An 18,952-nucleotide genomic window follows, 5' to 3' on the forward strand; every position below is an offset into this window, starting at 1 on the left:
GGGGAGGCTATTCCGTGTGCTGTGCGGGCTCGTCCGAAGACAAGTGTTCGGTGAGGTGGTTGGTGATCATGGTGAACAGGTGCAGCCGCGTCCGTCCCCCCGCAATGCCGTGCTCGTGGGTCGGATACATCATAAACCGGAACTGCTTGTTGGCCGACTGCAGACGATTCACCATCTGGACGCTGTTTTGGAAGTGCACGTTGTCGTCGTCGTCGCCGTGTACGATCAGTAGGTTTTGGTCCTCGCGCAGGCGGTCGGCGTAGGCCTGCGGGGCGCCGTTCTTGTAGCCGTCTGCGTTCTGGTCGGGCGTCGACATGTAGCGCTCGGTGTAGATGGTGTCGTAGAGCCGCCAGTCGGTGACGGGGGCCACCGAGACGCCCGTGTCGAACGTGGACGGGCCGTCCTCGGTCAGCATGGACATGAGGGTCATGTACCCGCCGTAGCTCCAGCCCCAGATGCCGATGTTGGCGTCGTCGACCCACGCGGAGTCGGCTAGGGCCTGTGCCGCGCGGATCTGGTCGGCCGACTCCGGCTGGCCGAGGCGCTGATACGACACGTCCTGGAACGCCTTTCCGCGCCCGCCGGTGCCCCGGTTGTCGACACTGACGACGACCATGTCGTGCGCCCGGGCCAGGTACTGGTGCCACAGCTGCCGGCTGCTGCCCCACTGGTTGGTGACCGTCTGCACGCCGGGCCCGCCGTACACGTACATCAGCACCGGGTACGTCCGGGCGGGATCGAAGTCGTTGGGCTTGATGATGGACGCGTTGAGGGCGGTGCCGTCGGCCCCCGGGAGGCGCGTGAACTGCTTCGGGGGAAGATTGAGGCTGTCGAGGCGCTTCTCGAGTGTGTCGTTAGCCTGGAGCGTCGTGAGACGGTCGCCGGACGCCTCGTGGAGGGCCCAGGAGGGCGGGGTGCCCGCCGCCGAGTGCCGGTCAATGTAGTAGTCGCGGTCCGTCGACAGGTTGATGGCGTGCCACCCCGGTCGCGACGTCACCTTACGGGCGGGCGGGGCCTCCTCGTGCGCGTCAAGCGACACGTCGGTCGCGTAGAGGTGCCGCTCCAGCGAGGTGTCGCGGGTGCCGGTGACGTAGGCCGTCGAGGCCTCCGTGTCCACGCCATGGAACTGCGTCACCTCCCACTCGCCCCCGGTGATCGGGCCCAGCTCCGTGCCGTCGGTGCGGTACAGGTAGGCGTGGTTGTACCCGCTCCGTTCCGACAGGAAGACGAAGTGCTCCCCGTCGTCGAGGTAGGTGAGCTTGTCGTCCGTGACGTCGATGTACGTGTCCTGCGTGTCCTGGAGGACCGGTTCCGTGCGTCCGGTCTCGGGGTGGCCGTACAGGAGATCGAGGACGTTCTGGTTCCGGTTGAGACGGTACATCCAAACCCGGTGTGTGCCGTCGATCTCGGGGGTCCAGCCCATGCGGGCCAGGTACTCGTGCGCCTGGCCCCCGGCGTTCCACGTATTGGTGTCGAAGTACTGGATCGCCTGCGGCTGGCCCCGGGCGGTGGTGTCGACCGCCGCGAGGTCGACCACCCCGATTTTGATCTCGCTGTTCTGTTCGCCCGCCTTCGGATAGCGAAACGTCGTGATGTCCGGGTAGCGCGCGGTGTTGTTCATCAGCGGAAACGAGCGGGTCTCAGACTCGTCGAGCTTGAAGAACGCGATGCGCCGGCCGTCCGGGCCCCACTGCCAGCCGTCCCGCACGCCAAACTCCTCCTCGTAGACCCAGTCAAACGTGCCGTTGATGATGGTGCCCTCGTCGCCGTCCGTCGTGAGGGCCGTCTCCGTCCCCGTCGTCAGGTTCACGACGTGCAGGTTTCGGTTCCGGACGAAGGCCACCTTCGCGCCCGACGGGCTGAACTTCGCAAACATCTGGTACCCCCTGTCGCGATCGGAGACCGGCGTGAGCGTCTGTGCGTCGAGGTCGTAGACGTAATAGTAGCCCTTCGTATTGGCGCGCCACACCTCCTTCGAGTCCGTGTAGATCAGCACCTTGTCGCCCGCTGGGCCAAAGGTGTAGTCCTCAATCGGCACGACCCGGCCTACGTCGCCTGCATGCAGGGTCGTCCCGTCAATCACCCGCGTCTGCTTGTCCGTCCGCAGGTTGTAGCGCATGAGGTGCGTCGCGTCGGCGGAGTCGGCGGCCTCGATGTACGTGATGACCGGGCCCTGATCCGCCCATTTCCCGCCCTGAAAGGTGCTGGCGCGGAGCGTGGCCGAGGCGTGGATGCTTTCGAGGGTAAACTCGGGGCCATCCTGCCCCTGCACAGGACCTGCGGGGACGGAGAGCACCAGAAGAGCGACGAGCGAAAAGGCGATGCGGCGCATCATCAAGGACGGAGAACTGGTTAGGGAGAAATGACCGGCACGACTGCCGAGAACATATTCGTCTCGTGGGGCATTTGTGGTGCCAGTTAACTCAACTGGTCGAAGCCCTGTGGGTTGCGAGGCCGGCGGGCGCGGCGAACACGTCCGTCGGGCCATCGGGGCTGAGGGCTTTGGGAACCATCGTCCGGGCAGGCGCCTATCATGCGCCTGCTCACTCATCTTCGCGCGCAGCCCTGTCCCTTTTGCCATCGATCGGTCGCCTCACACAGTCGGAGCCGCGCCGGTGACCGCCACCGTAGACCTGGCGGCTATTCGGCACAACGCAGGCGTTTTGCAGGAGCGGGCCGGTGGGGCCGACGTGATGGCCATCATCAAGGCCGACGCGTACGGACACGGCGTGCGCCCAGTGGCCCAGGCGGCCTACGAGGCGGGGATTCGTCACTACGGCGTGGCCCGGCTGCCGGAGGGCGTGCACCTGCGGGAGGCCGGACACGGGGGGCGCATTCTTGTCCTTGGGGCCCCGGCCCCCACGCAGCTGCCGCGGTATGCCGAATACGACCTTGACCTGACTGTCTCTTCGGCCGACGTTGCGGCCGCGGTCGTGCGGCACGCGTCGCCGGAGGCCCCGCTCCGGGTCCACGTGACGGTCGACACGGGCATGGGGCGCCTGGGACTGGCCCCCGACGACGTGCCGGCGGTGATGACGCGCCTGGCCGACGCCTCCGGCGTCCGCCTCGCCGGGCTGTGGACCCACTTCGCGACGGCCGACGCCCCCGGAAGTTCGTTTGCACAGACCCAACTCGATCGCTTTCGGGCGGTGGTGGGCGCGGTCGACGTGGACGTCGAGCACGTGCACGCGGCCAACACGGGGGGGCTCCTCACCATCGGGGCGCCCACCCACGAGTTCGACGCGTCCCTTGTCCGGAGCGGCATTGCGCTGTACGGCCTGGCGGCGACCCCGGAGCTGAGCGCCCGCCTCGACCTGCGTCCGGCGATGCGGCTTGCGGCCCGGGTCACCCACCTCAAGACGGTCCCGGCCGGCACGCCGATCTCCTACGGGGCGCAGTGGGAGGCCCCGCGCCGGACCCGCATCGCGACGCTAGGCATCGGGTACGGCGACGGCTACCCGCGCCGGTGCTCCGGCCGCGCCTCGGTGCGGATTGGGGGCGCCTCGTGTCCCATCGTGGGCACCATCTGCATGGACATGTGTATGGTTGATCTTGGGCCGCCAAACGAGGCCCCGGCCACGCGGGTCGACCGGGGCGACGAGGCCGTCTTGTTCGGCCCCGCCGGGCCCACCGCGTACGACGTGGCCCAGTGGAGCGATACCATCCCCTACGAGATTCTGTGCGGGGTGTCCCCCCGTGTGCCCCGACGGCACGTAAATTGCACCGACGAAAACGGCACCGACGACATGCGGGCTCCGTCCCGTCTGACACGGCCCACCGCGTCGGGGGGCTGAACGATACACGCTATCGTTACATTTAAGTCGGCAGTCACAATGCAGATGCTGCATCCCATCCTGTGGCTGTCGCATAGGATGTAAGGCGAGCGAATCGTTCGTTCCCGATCTGCGATCAGAACGATCTATAAAGGTTTATTTCTACTCATTAATCCCCCTATAACCAATGCCCATTACTGCCGACCCCAGCGACATCGATGTTCTCGTCGTTGACGACGAAAAAGATGTCGTCGAAGTCGTAGGTCATTTTCTTGAGGAGGAAGGATATACTGTTCACACGGCGTTCGATGGGGAGGAGGCCCTCGAGACGGCCTCCGGAAAAATCGACCTGATCGTCCTGGACATCATGCTTCCCGGCGTAGACGGCTATGAGGTGTGTCGAGAGCTCCGAGACAGCGTCGAGACCGAAGAGATTCCCATTGTCTTTTTGAGTGCAAAGACCGAAGAGGAGGACCAGATTGAGGGCCTGATGCTTGGGGGCGACGACTACCTCACCAAGCCCGTCTCGCCACAGGTGCTCGTGGCGCACGTGAAGGCCGTGCTCCGGCGCTCCGGCGTGGAGGAGAGCAGCATCCTCGAAGTGGACGGCCTCAAGATCTACGAGGACGAGTACCGCGCGGAACTGAACGGGGAGGACCTGGGCCTGACACTGACGGAGTTTGAGCTGCTTCGCTACCTGGTGCGCCATCCGCGCAAGGCCTTTACCCGCCAGCAGCTGCTGGAAACCATCTGGAAGGACGCGATGATGGTGACCGAGCGAACCGTGGACGCGCACATTAAGAACCTGCGCGAGAAGCTGGGCGACTTCGCCAAGCACATCCAGACGGTTCGGGGCGTTGGGTACCGGTTCGTGCAGGAGGAGGAATCGGCCGAAGCGTAGTCCCACGAAGCGTAGTCCCATCGGGGTTCGCCTGTGATTCGCGGGAGTTGGCTCTTGCCTGCGCTGTATGTCTTTCGTTCGGTCGATTCGGGACGCGCTCCTGCCCCGCCGGGCCTCAACGCAGACCTGGATGGTCTTGACGTTTGCCCTGTTCGTGGGCACGGCCGTCGTGGGCGTGGGGCTGTACGTGATGCTGGTCCTCCGGGGAGAGATGCGAACGGCCATGCAGGAGACGCTCCACGACCAGGCCGACCGGATTGCGGTGCAGGCGGAGCAGGAGCCCGGCCCGGCGGGGCGTGGGCGCATCGTGGACAACCTGACGGAGCTGCAAGACCTGCACGTCTCCCTCGTTACCCCCGACACGACTTACCGTCCCTCCCCGCAGACGGCCCCCCCGTTTCCGGCCGACACGCTGGTCGAGGTGTCGGCCCTCCGGAACATGACGGAGGAGACGGTCCGGTTTGCACGGCACGACCCCGACGACGGGCAGCAGTTCTTCCTTGCGGCCCTCTACCGCCCCTCCGCGAACCTGATCGTGCAGGTGGGCCAGCCGCCCCCGCCGCTGTACTCGCTGGCCCAGCGCTCTCAGGTCGTGCTCGTGCTGGGGATGATTTTGGCACTCGTGCTGGCCCTCATCGGCAGCTTCATCGCGGCCTACCAGGTCACAACCCCCCTCACCCGCATTAGCGAAACGGCCCGCCGGGTGGCGGATGGAAAGTTGACCGGCAAAATTCAGGTCGAGTCCCGCGCGGCGGAGTTTCAGGACCTTGCCGAGAGCCTCAACCGGGCCTCCGACACGTTCCGGGAGAAGATCGAAGAGCTGGAGCGCATGACCCGGCTGCAGAGCGAGTTCATCGGCAACGTCTCCCACGAGGTCCGCAACCCGATCTTTTCCATCAGTGGGTACCTGGAGGCCCTCGGGACGCCCGGGCTCGACGACGAGCAGCGGAAGATGTACTCCGAGAAGGCGCTCACCAACCTAAATCGCCTCCAGAACCTCTTCAACGATCTCATCGACATTGCCCGCCTCGAGTACAAGGAGGACCTCATCAACCGGTCGGTGTTTGACCTAAAGGACCTGGTCGACGAGGTGGCCGAGATGCTTCGGCCCAAGGCCGAGGAAAAGGGGCTCGACCTGGAGGCCGACGTGTCGCGCTTCTTCGTCCACGCCGATCGCTCCCGCGTCCGCCAGGTACTGACCAACCTCATCGAGAACGGGATCGCCTACACGGGGGGCGGGTCGGTGCGGTGCCGGGTGCAGCGGCGCCTCGACAAGGTCCGCGTGGAGGTCGTGGACACGGGGCAGGGCATCGACGAAGACCACCTCGACCGCATCTTCGAACGCTTCTACCGGGTGGACCCGGACCGCTCCCGCGAGAGTGGGGGAACCGGGCTCGGGCTCAGCATCGTCAAGCAGATCCTGCAGGCCCACGGCGAAGACATCCACGTCGAGAGCACCAAGGGACGAGGGACCCGATTCTGGTTTGAGCTTCCCTACGAGCCGGAGCCGGAAGCCGTTGAGGCGTAGCCCGACGTGTGGCCTGCGGCCGTCGTTGCTCGGTCGTCCTGCCTTCGCGACCGGCCGCCACAGGGGGCTTTTTGGAGTCCCGAGAATTTTGTATACTCTAGAAGAGGTGTCTGCCCCTTTTCCTTAGAGAACGGACGCTCCGGAAGCGCTTTCAAGTGGGGGTGACGCAGTACGCACCCCCATGGCGGTCATGGTGTCCTGGAGAACGCATGGGCGGGAGGCAGGCGGGGACAAACGGCGGAAGGGGATCCTTTGGCGCTCGACGCCGTGTCGACTTATCCAGCTGGCTTCGACCAATGGCTACCACCCGAGATGCAAGACACGAACGACTCGGACCGTGACACTCAGACGAATGCATCGTCCTCGCCGTCCGGCGCGGCGGGGGGCGTGAAGACGGCCGCGGAGGAGATTCCGGCCGAAAACCTCATGCATGGGGACGGCCACGCGGCCATCCCCCAGATTCCGTCCATCACGTCGGACGGATCGATTGAGGTCGACGAGCTGTCCCCCGCCGATTTTGAGCCCGACGACCTGCGGCAGCGGCTCCGCACGATGATGCTCTCGCGGCGGCTCGACGAAAAGATGATGACGCTGCTCAAGCAGGGGGAGGGACACTTCCACATCGGGTGTGCCGGGCACGAAGCCGTGCAGTCGGCCCTCAGCCGCTACTCCCGGCCCGGCGAGGGCCCCGGCCACGACTGGTTCTGTTTCTACTACCGGGACCTGTGCATGGCGCTCTCCCTCGGGATGACGACAAAGGAGGCCCTGCTGGCCCACCTCGCCAAGGCCGACGACCCGAACTCGGGGGGTCGTCAGATGCCGGAGCACTTCGGCCTGAAGCACCTCAACGTCATGACAACGGCCTCGTCGGTCGGGGCGCAGTTCAACCCCGGGGTCGGGTTCGGGTTTGGAATTCAGCAGCGCGGGGAGGATAGCTATGTGTACATCTCGTGCGGCGACGGGGCCACCTCGCAGGGCGACTTCCACGAGGCCCTCAACTGGGCGGCCCGCGAGCAGGCGCCCGCCTTGTTTCTGGTGCAGGACAACAAGTACGCCATCAGCGTTCCCATCGAGGAGCAGACCGCGGGCGGCACCCCCTACAAGCTGGCTGCGGGCTACGAAGGGCTCAGCCGGATGCGCGTGGACGGGACCGACTTTTTCGCCAGTGCCGCCGCCGCGCAGGCCGCCATCCAACACATCCGCGACGGCAAGGGGCCGGTCTGTCTCGTGGCCGACGTGGTGCGCCTGCTGCCGCACTCCTCCTCGGACGACCACACCAAGTACCGCACGCCCGACGAGCTGGAGGCCGACCGCAAGATCGACCCCATTGACCGCCTGGAGGCGGCCCTCATCGGCGAAGGCATTCTGACGGAGGCAGATGCCGAGGCCCTGCAGGAGGAGGTCCACGAAGAGGTCGACGAGGCGACCGAGTGGGCGAAACGGCAGGACGGCCCCTCCCCTGAAACCGCCGGCGACCACGTCTTCTTCGAGGGCGACCTCGGTCTCGACTACAATTCCGAAGACGACCTCGACGAGGACGCCGAGCCGATGGTGATGGTCGACGCCATCAACCGCACGCTCAAAGAAGAGATGGCGCGTGACGAGTCGGTCATCGTGTACGGCGAGGACGTGGCGGGCGACAAGGGCGGCGTCTTCACCGCGACCAAGGACCTCACCGACGAGTTTGGCGGGGACCGCTGCTTCAACTCCCCCCTGGCGGAAGGGTCCATCATTGGCACCGCGGTGGGGTACGCCGCGAGCGGCTTCACGCCGGTTGTCGAGATCCAGTTTGCCGACTACATCTGGCCGGCAATGCAGCAGCTGCGCAATCAGGTGGCGCCCTTCCGCTACCGCTCGGACGGGGAGTGGAGCTGCCCGATGGTCGTCCGCGTGCCCTGTGGGGGCTACATCCACGGCGGCCTGTGCCACTCGCAGAACATCGAGTCCATCTTCGGCCATACGCCGGGCCTGAAGGTGGCCCTCCCGTCCACGGCCGCCGACGCGAAGGGCCTCCTCGCCACCGCCATCCGCTCGGAGGACCCGGTGCTCTTCCTGGAGCACAAGGCGCTCTACCGCGCCGCGTCGGCCCGCACCCCCACGCCGCCGGAGGACTACACCCTGCCCTTCGGAAAGGCGCGCATCGCCCGCGAGGGGTCGGACATGACGATCGTGACCTACGGCATGATGACCCAAAAGTCGCTCAACGTGGCGGAGGAGCTGGAGCAGGAGGGCGTGGACGTGGAGGTCGTCGACCTGCGCACCATCGTGCCGCTCGACTCGGAGACGATTCTGGAGTCGGTGCGGAAGACGAACCGCGCGCTCGTCGTTTACGAGGATCACGAGTTCATCGGCTTCGGCGCCGAACTCAGCGCCCAGATTGCCGACGACGCGTTTACGTACCTCGACGCCCCCATCCGCCGCGTCGCCGGCGAGTTTACGCCCATCCCGTTCGCCCACTCGCTGGAGCGGAGCGTGCTCCCGAGCGACGAGGGCATTCTGGAGGCGGCGCGTGACCTGGCCGCGTTTTAGACCTGCCCGGCGGGGCTACGGGGCCCCGGCGCCGGGGGAGGACGAGCCTGCCGCCGGGGCGGGACCCTGCACTGTGTCCCGTTGCACCGTGTCCTGTTGCACCGTGTCCTGTTGCACCGTGTCCCGACGTGTGGAGTCCGGGGCGGGAGAAGACGGGGCCGGTATCTCCTGCGTGCGCGTGACGCCGACGCCCCGCTTGTACACCATGGCCCCGCCGTTCTCCCCGGTCTCGTGCATCGGAACCAGGGTCCCCAGCCCGAGGAGGAACAGGACGAGATGGGCGGCGCGCCGGGTCCGGACCCAGTGAATAAAGAGCCCGGCGGCCCGAAGGAGGGCGTACCCGCTCGTCGAGACCATCGTGTACCACGCCCAGAACGAGTGCGCCGACAGGGTCTGGGCGGCGCCGGGCGTCACGATGGAAACCGTGTCGATCGCCCAGGTGCCGCTGTAGTAGCTCACGACCGCGCTCAGCCCCGTCGCCGCGTAGAGCCCCGTCGCCACCTCCTGGCCTGTCTCCCAGCGCTCCCCGAGCCATAGGGCGAGGGCGTCGGCGGCAATGGCCACGAAAATGAGAGCGATGGGGAAGTGCACGATGAGTGGATGTGCGTTGGGCACCCACTCGGGCAGTAGAAAGTCGGGGATCACAGTGAAGCATATAGATCTCAGAAGAGGAAGGATTCCCGTTACCTGCCATCGTAGAAGGGTGTTTCCGAAGGCCCCATCAATCCCTAACAGTATTGGGTAGAGCACGAGAAAGGCCTGAACCTGTCGGTTCATGGACTCCCGGCTTATGGTCGTTGATTATTTAATTTGGTAACAATCCTACACACCGGAGCAGATGCTGGGATCCGTCCGCGAACTGATCCAGGAAGGCATCGACGTGATCGTGAAGCGGGGCGAAGTTCTCTTCTTGATGTAGATGAACCACTTCCTGTTTCAGATAGCGCCATAGCTTCTCAATCGGACCCGGCCACGGAGCATAGGTCGGCAGGCCAACCACTTGAATCGGCAGCGGGTCTTCGGCTGTCGCTCCTGAGGGAACCTCCGGCCAGTTGCCAGGGACCTTGAAGGGCCAGGGCCACTGCTGGGGCTCCAGTTTTCCGATAATGCCGGCGTGGTAGTGAACCGGCCAGTTATCCTGTACTATGTAAATTACCTGAGCTTCCGGATAGCAGTCGACAACCTCCCGATAGAGATCGAGCAAGACCTGTCGGCCGGTCTCTTCGGCCCGGCGAGCGTGTACTGTCCCGGTAGTGGCGTTCAGGCAGGCCGCAACGCGCATCTGCTGGCTGGAGCTCTGCGAAGGAGCGGCGGTCGGCTGCTTCTCTCCCTTCGCCTCGTAGCCTCGGTCGCGAGGGTAGGGATCTTCTCGTGCCCGCGCTCACCCAAGGTAGAGTAGCGTCACGTCTGAGTCGGTGCGGGCCTCCTGAAGCCGCTCGGCGGCGTACTGGCGCTTCTCTTCGTAGTCTGGATCTGGACTTCGCATTCGCCGAGAGCCCCCGCTTGTAAGAGATGCCCAATCGGCCGAGCAGATTCGAGAATCCTCCTCGGGCGGGTGCTGTCGGGAATGTCTCCGACCGCCTCCATCTTCCGGGCCAGGAGACCCAGGGTCCAGCGCGTCCGATCGAGACCCATGCTGCGCGGGGTGCGGCGCACCAGGCGTAGCGCGGCCTCGCGAGCCTCCTCCTCCAAGCTGTGCTCAGGGGAAAAGCGGGCCCAGAGCCCGCGGCCTTCCTCGATGTGTAGGGCAGCAATTCCGTGATCTTGCCAGTCGTGATAGGAGGTGTAGACGGTGTCGGGAGTACGGGACTGCAAAAGACCCCCGCGGGCAACTTTGCGGCCGGACCAACCGTCGTCTATCTTCAGCAGAGCAGCAGCGCGTTCCCGAACGTAGGGCTTGTCGTGGCGCTTGCGAGCATCGCAGAGCGTGCGGCGTTCGGCGTCGGTCAGGGCAAGGGTCAGCGCGGAGGGCATGGGCAAAAGGGTCGGCGTGAGAAGACAGCGTGACGATAGGTGCTGATTCCCATGATAACCCGGCCCACGTGTTACAGGTATAATTTCTCAATCACCATCATCCGGGGGAGAAGTCAAGCGGCCGACTCGCTGCCGATCTCGCTGCGTGAGGTGGCGCGCCATGGCCGGGCTCGCCTACTAGCCGAAGACAGCGCAAAGGTCGGGGTGAAAGCGCTAGGAGACTGGTTTTACGGATTCAAGATTCACGCGCTCATCCACCGGCCGACGCAGATGGTATCCGCTGCCATGCTCCTTCCAGGCAACCGAAGCGACCAGGTCGCCGCTCCCGCCTTGGCGCGGTCGACGAGCGGAGGCGTCCTTCTGGCCGATAGGGGATACCGGGGTAGCGACCTCTTCGACTGTCCGTGCGCCACGACTGGCCGTGCGCCAGGCCATCCGGCAGGCCGAAAGCAGCTTTTCGGGCCTCTGGCGCCGGTTCACCGGTCGAGTCTACGCACAGTCCTGGCACGGCCCACAGGCAAGCCTGCTGCTGAAGGTGTTCCACTTCAATCTGGAGCGAGCCGGCATCGTGTCCCAACCCGCTGATTCAACCCGCGACTGAAATTGGGTTAAGCATTTCCAGCACCTTTCCCATTGCAACAAAAAAACCCTGCTGGCCTGGTCTCTTGGAAGGGACAGCCAGCAGGGGAGCTTACAGCTACCGCCGTAAGCGAGACGTTTATTTTTCGAGATACTAAATTGTTTCATTTCTCGGGGAGCATCTGCCCCATCGGTTGCTTGTCAAGTGCAATCGCACCAAATTGGTCTGCAGATGAGAACCAGAAGCGTCTCAGCCAAAGTTGTACTGTTCCGCCCGGAAATCCTGCAAAACAAACGGTACCAGTCAAATGATCTGGTCTCTGGCAGTCGCTGAGGCCGCAGTGGCTAATGTCTGCCTCTGGACCGTTGGCTTCAGCAAGTTGGTGATCCTGCCACTTGGTGGTCCCGCCACGGCGTATCGAGGCAAGAGTGGCTCTCTCCCTGTGGAAAAGAACATGAATGGCTGCCATGCACCCTTGCCGCAATGAAGATCGGATAGAACCCCGACCAAATGACACTTTGGGGACGGAGCCCATTGCTTTTTCGGCTGGAGCTTTTAAGAATGGTCCTGTGCCTTAAAAATTACAGGGGAGACACGGCTGGCCCAACCAAAATACACCGCTCGTAAACCACGAGTAGGATCTGGACAGGTAAAAGCGATGCAATTGGTCCGTCCCATTGCGTTGGATTCGCACTCGGGTAACGCCTCTTATCCGAATGCCACGGCATCGCACGTGAACGACCTCGCTTCATATTAAATTCCACGGAAGCAGCACGCCAACTATGCCCATGTCCGATAGCACCTCTGAGCACCTCGACTGGCTGGAGTCGGAGGCGATTCACGTCATGCGGGAGACCGTGGCCCAGTTCGACAACCCCGTTCTCATGTTCAGTGGGGGGAAGGACTCTCTCACCATGATTCACCTGGCGCGGAAGGCGTTCTATCCGGCGAAGGTGCCGTTCCCGATCCTCCACGTGGACACGGGCCACAACTTTCCGGAGACGATCGAATTCCGGGACACCCTGATGGAGAAGCATGGCTTAGACCTGATCGTGGGCAGCGTGGAGGAGACGATCGAGTCGGGCCGGGCGAAGGAGGAGCAGGGTCCGGACGCGAGCCGCAACAAGCTTCAGATCGTCACGCTGCTCGACACGATTGAAGAATACGGATTCGACGCGGCCCTGGGCGGGGCGCGCCGGGACGAGGAGAAGGCGCGGGCGAAGGAGCGCTTCTTCTCGCACCGCGACCGATTCGGGAATTGGGACCCGAAGAACCAGCGCCCGGAGCTCTGGAACCTGTACAACGGCCGGAGCCGGCAGGGTGAGCACTTCCGGGCCTTTCCCCTCAGCAACTGGACGGAGCTGGACGTGTGGCAGTACATCCGGCAGGAGGGCGTCGAGATTCCGAGCCTATACCTCGCTCACGAGCGCACGATGTTCGAGCGGGACGGCGTGCTGCTGCCCAAGTCCCCGTACAACGACCTGCGGGAGGATGAGCACTACGTGGAGAAGACGGTCCGCTTCCGGACGATCGGGGACATGACCTGCACCGGTGCGGTGGAGTCGACGGCGACGACGCTCGACGAGGTGATCGCGGAGGTGGCCACGACGCAGCAGGCCGAACGCGGGGCCCGGGCCGACGACCAGCGGGCCGAAGCCGCGATGGAGGAGCGGAAACGAGAGGGGTACTTCTAGTCATTTGGTCATTGAAGTATTGTGGCCATTTTGGCATTGGGGCCATTTTGGGCATTTTGGCATTGGGGGCCGTGGGCTGATTTTGGCAGTGGCTGAGTGGGGCAATGGGGGGCGTTGGGCGACTGACCCGGTTCAGCGGTCCGTGTGCGCGGCCTGTAGGCACGAACGCACAATTCGACACTCGCATCTCGAAACTCGACACTGATCTGATGGAGACACAAGGCGCCAGCACCCAAGACATGGACGTATTGCGGTTTACGACCGCGGGGAGCGTCGACGACGGTAAGAGCACGCTCATTGGGCGGCTCATGTACGACACCCAGGAGATCTTCGAGGAGAAAATGGAGGAGATCGAGCGCAACACCCAGCGGGACGACGAGGAGCTGGAGCTGGCCCTCCTGACCGACGGCCTCCGCGCGGAGCGGGAGCAGGGCATCACGATCGACGTGGCCTACCGGTACTTCTCCACGCCGGAGCGCAAGTTTATCATCGCCGACACGCCGGGCCACGAGCAGTATACCCGCAACATGGTCACCGGCGCCTCGACGGCGGAACTGGCCGTGGAGCTGATTGACGCCCGGAACGGGGTGCTGGAGCAGACGCGGCGGCACGGCTTCATCACCTCGCTGCTGCAGATCCCCCACGTCATCGTGGCGGTCAACAAGATGGACCTGGTCGGCTACAGCGAGGCGCGCTTCCGCGAGATCGTGGCCGAGTACGAGGACTTCGCCGACAACCTGGACGTGCAGGACATCACGTTCGTCCCGATCTCGGCCCTGAAGGGGGACAACGTGGTGCACCACTCGGGTAACATGCCCTGGTACGAGGGCTCGACCCTCCTGCACCGCCTGGAGAGCGTGCGGACCGAGTCGACGCGCAACCAGGTGGACTTCCGGTTCCCGGTGCAGACGACGATCCGGCCGCACCAGGACTTTCGCGGTTTTGCCGGGCAGGTGGCCTCCGGAAAGGTGCGACCGGGGGAAGAGATTACGGTGCTCCCGTCCGGCTACACCTCGGAGGTGGACACGATCACGACGCTGGACGGGGATCTCGACGAGGCGGGCCCCGGCGACTCGGTGGTGCTGTCCCTTGAGGATGAGCTTGACGTCAGCCGCGGGTCGATGATCGTGCGGAGCCGCAACAAGCCGGACGTGACGCGGCAGCTGGACGCCGACCTCTGCTGGATGAACCAGGAGGCGATGCGTCAGGACCGCCCCTACGTCCTGCAGCACACCACGCGCCGGACGCAGGCCTACGTGTCGAAAATCGTCTACCGCACCAACGTGGAGACCTTCCACCGCGAGGAGGCTTCTACCTTCGAGCTCAACGACATCGGGCGGGTGGAGATCGAGACCGCCGACCCGCTGTTCGTCGACCCGTACAAGCTCAACCGGGCCACGGGCAGCTTCATCCTCATCGACCCGGACACCAACGATACGGTGGCCGCCGGCATGATTCGGGGCGTGGCCACCGGCGTGACGCCGTTCGGCCAGCAGGCAGAGCCGCAGGCGGAGGATGAGGCAGAGAGCTCCCCGAACGTGACGTGGGAGGGGCTCTCGGTTCCGCGCGAGGAGCGTGAAAAGCAGAACGGGCACAAGGCAGGCGTCGTTTGGCTGACGGGCCTGTCCGGCGCCGGCAAGTCCACCATCGCGAAGGCGGTGGAGGAGCGCCTCTTCGACGCGGACGTGCAGACGATGATGCTCGACGGGGACAACGTGCGGCACGGCCTGAGCGGCGACCTTGGCTTCACGCCCGCCGACCGCACAGAAAACATCCGTCGCGTCAGCGAGGTGGCGCGCCTCTTCTTCGAGCAGGGCAACGTGACGCTCTGCTCGTTCGTCTCCCCCTACCAGGAGGACCGCGACCGGGCCCGCGAGCTGCTGCCAGAGGACGTGCGCGACCGCTTCCTGGAGGTGCACGTCGACTGCCCGCTGGAGGTGTGCAAGGAGCGGGACACGAAGGGCCTCTACGAGAAGGCTGAGGCTGGTGAGATCACCAACTTCACCGGCGTCTCCGCGCCGTACGAGGCGCCCGAGGACCCGGATGTGGTCGTGAACACCGACGAGATGGGCGTCGAGGCATGCGCCGATCAGATCGTCGAGGCCCTCGAAGCGCGTGGCATTGTCTAGCCGATTGGAGGAGATGTCTAGCCGACTGGGGGAGATGGACGGGACAGTGATCTTTTTTGGGGACGCTTCGTTTAGGTCGGCATACTCGTCGGCAGACTCCCCTTTGTCTCAGACGCCCCGCCGTTATGCTTTCCGAGGCCACTGAGCATCGGCTCCGAAACGTCTTTGCGGATCACCCTGCCGTGCGGGCGGCGTACCTCTTCGGATCCGTTGCGGCGGGTCGCGAACGGGACCGCAGCGACCTTGACCTCGGCATCGTCGTCGATTCCGATCGGTGGGAGCCCACCGACGACAAGGTCCCGCTCATCACCGACTGCATGGAGGCGGCAGGGCGGGACTGGATCGACCTCGTCGTGCTCAACGGTGCCCCCCTCGTGCTGCAGTTTGAGGCCGTGCGGCCGAACGCACCGCTCTACGGCGCGGATGACTTCGACCACGGAGCGTTCGTCTCAAAGGTGGTGCGCATGTACTGGGACTTCGAGCCCCACCTCCGGCGGCAGCGCAAGGCCCTCAAAGAACGCCTGCAAGAGAAGGCCCATGGTTGACCCAAGTGTGATCCGGCGCCGGCTGCAGAAGCTCGGTGAGCATCTCGACATTCTGAGGAAAACACAGCAGTATTCTCGTTCGGAATTCGTCGACGACCCTCACCTCTACGGAAGTGCTGAGCGATTTCTGCAGCTGTCGATCGAAGCCATCAACGATGTGGCCAGCCATGTGGCCGTCGATGAGAACCTCGGGGCCGCGGAACGGGCTCAGGATTTGCCCCACATTTTCGAGTCCGAAGGACTGATCGGGGGGGAACTGCGCGACCAGTGGGCCGACATGATTGGCTTTCGGAATGTGCTCGTACACGACTACATCGACATTGACCGCACCATTGTGCACGACGCGATTCAGAATCGCCTCGGTGAAATTGAGCGGCTCCGCTCCGTGTTTGCTCGGTATCTCTGAGGGGCACACTATCTCGACCGAGGGGCCTGCTCCTCTGTTGAAAAACTGACCGCGTTCTACGGCTCATTCGACGGCCCGTCTCGTGGCTCCGCTTAGCAGTCTCGGCCCCGATGCCTGGATCACCGTTGCCGTGGTGGTTGGGCTGGTAGGAGCGCTGATGTCGGACCTCGGGCGCCCGGACCTTGTGCTGCTGAGCGGCCTCGCCGCGCTGCTCGTCACGGGCGTCGTGCCGCCGGCGGAGGCCTTTGCCGGGTTCTCCAACCCCGCCGTCCTCACCGTGGGCGCCCTCTATGTGGTGGCCGGGGGAGTGCAACAGACGAGTGCCCTCTCGAGGCTCGACCGGGTGCTCTTTCCCAACACCACGCGGCTCGGGCCCGTTCTGGCCCGCTTCATGGTGCCGACCTCCGTCCTGTCCGGGCTGCTCAACAACACGCCTATCGTGGCGATGCTCACGCCGCGCCTGCAGGAATGGGCCGATGCGCAGGACATCCCCGCCTCGAAGCTGATGATCCCGCTCTCCTACGCGGCCATCACCGGGGGCATGATGACGCTCGTCGGGACCTCCACGAACCTCATCGTGGCGGGGCTGATGGAGGCGGAAGGGTACGATCCGCTTTCGCTCTTCGACGTCACCTGGGTCGGCGTCCCTGCGGCCCTAGTCGTCGTTGCCTACTTCGTCCTGGGTGGGCATCGGCTGCTGCCGGACCGCGGCACCTCCGCCCCGGCGGCCGAGCGGCGGCTGGGCCAGAACATGTTCGAGGTCACGGTGACCGCACCGTCCCCCATCGTGGGCCAGACGGTGGCCGAGGCGGGCCTGCGAGACCTCGGTGACGCCTACCTGACGCACGTCCGCCGTGGGACGGAGGTGTTGCAGGGCCGCCCGGACCGCACCCTTGAACAGGGCGACATCCTGGCCTTCAACGGCAGTCTGGCCGCACGCGAGCGGCTTCTGGAGCGCCCCGGCCTCTCGCGCACCCTGCCCCATCCGGACGGGACCCACGACGACCCCGCCCGCTACGAAACCCTGCCGCTTTACGAAGCGGTCATCGCCGAATCGTCGAACCTGGTGGGCACCACGCTGGGGGAGGCCAACTTCCGCGAGCAGTACCAGGGCGTCGTCCTTGGCATCCAGCGCCAGGACGAGCCGGTGACGAGCCCGGTGGGCACGACGGAGCTGCAGGCGGGCGACCTGCTGATCGTGGAGGCGCCCGGCGACTTCGAGGAGCGGTGGAGCAGCGGGAGCCGAGAGGAATTCTACCTCGTGGCGCCCCGCGACGGACGGGCGCGCCAGGGCGGGGCGCCTGAACACGACGACGAGGAGACGGATCGGTCGGGGCGGGCGCCGATTGCCTTAGGGCTAACGGGCACGATGGTACTGGCCGCAGCAACGGGCCTGGCCCCCATCGTCACGGCCGCCTTCCTCGCGGCCCTCCTCATGATCCTGGCCGGGTGCATCCGGCCGGCGGAGGCGCAGCGGGCGCTCAACGTGCAAGTGCTCGTCGTGATCGCAGCGGCCCTTGGGATCGGGAAAGCCATCGAGACCACCGGCCTCGCGACGGCGGCGGCCCAGGGGGTGCTCTCCGTCGCCGAGCCGTTCGGGCCCGTGGTCGTCCTCGTGGCGCTGTACCTTCTCACCAACCTGCTCACCGAAATCATCACGAACAACGCTGCGGCGGTGCTGATGCTGCCCGTCGCGATGGCCGCGGCGTCGAGCCTCGGGGCCCCGCCCGTGGCCTTCGGGGTCCTCGTGGCCGTGGCGGCCTCCGCGAGCTTCCTCACGCCCATCGGGTACCAGACGAACCTGATGGTGATGGCGCCGGGGGGGTACCGGTTTAGCGACTACGCCCGCGTAGGCTGGCCGGTGACGCTGCTGGTCATGGGAACGTCGGTGGGCATCATTTCGCTGGTGTGGCTGTAGCCCAACGGGACCGGAAACCCTGAACGGTCCGTTTTGCGTTAAAACATATTGGAAAATAGTTGCTTTCTTCCACTGATGCTCCGCGGAAATCGGAGCCCTTTCGTTCAAATGGCGGGCCCGCTTGTCTCCTACTGGAACACGATGCGCCGACGGGGCGGACAGGCCCGCCGCGAGCAGGAGCGGCGTCGCTGTCGCGCGCAGAAGACCGCCCGACGGGTTGCCGAGTATCTCCGGCACACCTACGGCGCAGCCCGCGTCGTGCTGTCTAGGCCTGTGGCCGGTGAGGAGGTGCCCCTCGGGCCCCAGTCGGACATTGATCTGGCCGTTCGGGGGCTCGACAAGGATGACTATTTTGAGGCCGTCGCCCGTGTTCAGGACGAGGCGGCCCCATTTCAGGTCGATCTGGTTCGTCTCGAACAGTGTCCCGCGTCGCTCCGGGACGTGGTTCGGCGGGAGGGCCGCGAGATATGAGGGAGTCCTATCTCGCCGTGGCAGGGCACATTCGCCGGGAGCTTGAGCAGATCAAAACGGTCGTGGATCGCGCCCAGGAAATCTGGAACGATGTGGATCTCGATCGTCCAGCGGACCATAGAATCGACGCCGTTGCGCTCAACTTGCATGGGTTCTATGCGGGGCTGGAGCGGATACTCAAGACGATAGCGGACCGGATCGATCAGACGGTTCCAGAAGGTGGGAGTTGGCGCCAGGAGCTATTAGGGCAGATGAACGCGGAGCTGAATGGGGTCCGGCCGCCGGTCTTGTCGAACGAAGCCCGAAAACGACTGGACCGATATCGAGGATTCCGGCACGTGGTTCGCAACGCGCATGCCTTCGAGTTCGACCCCGAACAGATCAACCTTCTTGTAAAGCGGTTGCCCAACACCGCTGACCTCGTCTTCAAGGATCTTCGCGCCTTCACCGACACACTCGACCGGATGGCCTCTACGGAGTGAGGCACCTCCGTTTTTCCAATCA

14 protein-coding genes and 2 pseudogenes are annotated in these 18,952 nt (G+C 64.9%); 13 read left to right on the forward strand and 3 right to left on the reverse strand.

Features of this window, described 5'->3' with window-relative positions:
* Positions 1–7: 7 nt before the first annotated feature.
* Positions 8–2,335 (reverse strand): S9 family peptidase, encoded by a 2,328-nt coding sequence (locus SRU_RS03005; RefSeq protein ID WP_164923453.1) that lies wholly within the window; start codon positions 2,333–2,335, stop codon positions 8–10.
* 280 nt (positions 2,336–2,615) lie between these two features.
* Between SRU_RS03005 and alr the strand changes: the two genes are divergently transcribed.
* The 4 genes from alr to SRU_RS03025 all read left to right on the forward strand — a co-directional run bounded on the left by alr (position 2,616) and on the right by SRU_RS03025 (position 8,731).
* Positions 2,616–3,794 carry an alanine racemase gene (alr, locus tag SRU_RS03010; RefSeq protein WP_237701873.1) on the forward strand — a complete coding sequence of 393 codons (1,179 nt, stop codon included), beginning with the start codon at positions 2,616–2,618 and terminating at the stop codon, positions 3,792–3,794.
* Positions 3,795–3,960: 166 nt separating this feature from the next.
* Positions 3,961–4,674 carry a response regulator transcription factor gene (locus SRU_RS03015; RefSeq protein ID WP_011403350.1) on the forward strand — a complete coding sequence of 238 codons (714 nt, stop codon included), beginning with the start codon at positions 3,961–3,963 and terminating at the stop codon, positions 4,672–4,674.
* Between the two features lie 67 nt (positions 4,675–4,741).
* On the forward strand, positions 4,742–6,202 hold the full coding sequence (locus tag SRU_RS03020) for a sensor histidine kinase (protein WP_193345377.1): 1,461 nt from the start codon (positions 4,742–4,744) through the stop codon (positions 6,200–6,202).
* 312 nt (positions 6,203–6,514) lie between these two features.
* Complete coding sequence (locus tag SRU_RS03025) at positions 6,515–8,731, forward strand: alpha-ketoacid dehydrogenase subunit alpha/beta (RefSeq protein WP_237701874.1); 2,217 nt, start codon at positions 6,515–6,517, stop codon at positions 8,729–8,731.
* Positions 8,732–8,746: 15 nt separating this feature from the next.
* Here the strand turns inward: SRU_RS03025 and SRU_RS03030 are convergent, their stop codons facing one another.
* Both SRU_RS03030 and SRU_RS03035 read right to left on the reverse strand, forming a co-directional pair.
* Positions 8,747–9,376 carry a DUF2231 domain-containing protein gene (locus SRU_RS03030; RefSeq protein ID WP_237701875.1) on the reverse strand — a complete coding sequence of 210 codons (630 nt, stop codon included), beginning with the start codon at positions 9,374–9,376 and terminating at the stop codon, positions 8,747–8,749.
* A 160-nt stretch (positions 9,377–9,536) separates the two neighbouring features.
* Positions 9,537–10,088: pseudogene (locus SRU_RS03035) on the reverse strand (transposase); the annotation flags it as partial.
* Positions 10,089–10,756: 668 nt separating this feature from the next.
* Here SRU_RS03035 and SRU_RS15945 point away from each other — a divergent pair.
* The 9 genes and pseudogenes from SRU_RS15945 to SRU_RS03075 form a co-directional block, all read left to right on the forward strand.
* Positions 10,757–11,092, forward strand: a pseudogene (locus SRU_RS15945) (transposase); the annotation flags it as partial.
* A gap of 34 nt (positions 11,093–11,126) precedes the next feature.
* Positions 11,127–11,306, forward strand: a complete 180-nt coding sequence (locus tag SRU_RS15410) for a hypothetical protein (RefSeq protein WP_011403355.1) — start codon at positions 11,127–11,129, stop codon at positions 11,304–11,306.
* Positions 11,307–12,073: 767 nt separating this feature from the next.
* Complete coding sequence (cysD, locus tag SRU_RS03045) at positions 12,074–12,979, forward strand: sulfate adenylyltransferase subunit CysD (protein ID WP_011403356.1); 906 nt, start codon at positions 12,074–12,076, stop codon at positions 12,977–12,979.
* A gap of 209 nt (positions 12,980–13,188) precedes the next feature.
* Complete coding sequence (gene cysN, locus SRU_RS03050; protein WP_011403357.1) at positions 13,189–15,108, forward strand: sulfate adenylyltransferase subunit CysN; 1,920 nt, start codon at positions 13,189–13,191, stop codon at positions 15,106–15,108.
* Between the two features lie 125 nt (positions 15,109–15,233).
* Positions 15,234–15,653 (forward strand): type VII toxin-antitoxin system MntA family adenylyltransferase antitoxin, encoded by a 420-nt coding sequence (mntA, locus tag SRU_RS03055; protein ID WP_231847331.1) that lies wholly within the window; start codon positions 15,234–15,236, stop codon positions 15,651–15,653.
* Positions 15,646–16,059 carry a type VII toxin-antitoxin system HepT family RNase toxin gene (gene hepT, locus SRU_RS03060; protein ID WP_164923457.1) on the forward strand — a complete coding sequence of 138 codons (414 nt, stop codon included), beginning with the start codon at positions 15,646–15,648 and terminating at the stop codon, positions 16,057–16,059. The genes mntA and hepT overlap by 8 nt, the downstream gene beginning before the upstream one ends.
* Positions 16,060–16,141: 82 nt before the next feature.
* Positions 16,142–17,977 carry an SLC13 family permease gene (locus tag SRU_RS03065; RefSeq protein WP_011403360.1) on the forward strand — a complete coding sequence of 612 codons (1,836 nt, stop codon included), beginning with the start codon at positions 16,142–16,144 and terminating at the stop codon, positions 17,975–17,977.
* 108 nt (positions 17,978–18,085) lie between these two features.
* Positions 18,086–18,448: a nucleotidyltransferase family protein gene (locus tag SRU_RS03070; RefSeq protein WP_011403361.1), complete on the forward strand. Its 363-nt coding sequence runs from the start codon at positions 18,086–18,088 to the stop codon at positions 18,446–18,448.
* On the forward strand, positions 18,445–18,930 hold the full coding sequence (locus SRU_RS03075) for a hypothetical protein (RefSeq protein ID WP_164923458.1): 486 nt from the start codon (positions 18,445–18,447) through the stop codon (positions 18,928–18,930). The genes SRU_RS03070 and SRU_RS03075 overlap by 4 nt, the downstream gene beginning before the upstream one ends.
* Positions 18,931–18,952 lie beyond the last annotated feature (22 nt).

Source organism: Salinibacter ruber DSM 13855, assembly GCF_000013045.1.
Classification (GTDB): Bacteria; Bacteroidota; Rhodothermia; order Rhodothermales; family Salinibacteraceae; genus Salinibacter; species Salinibacter ruber.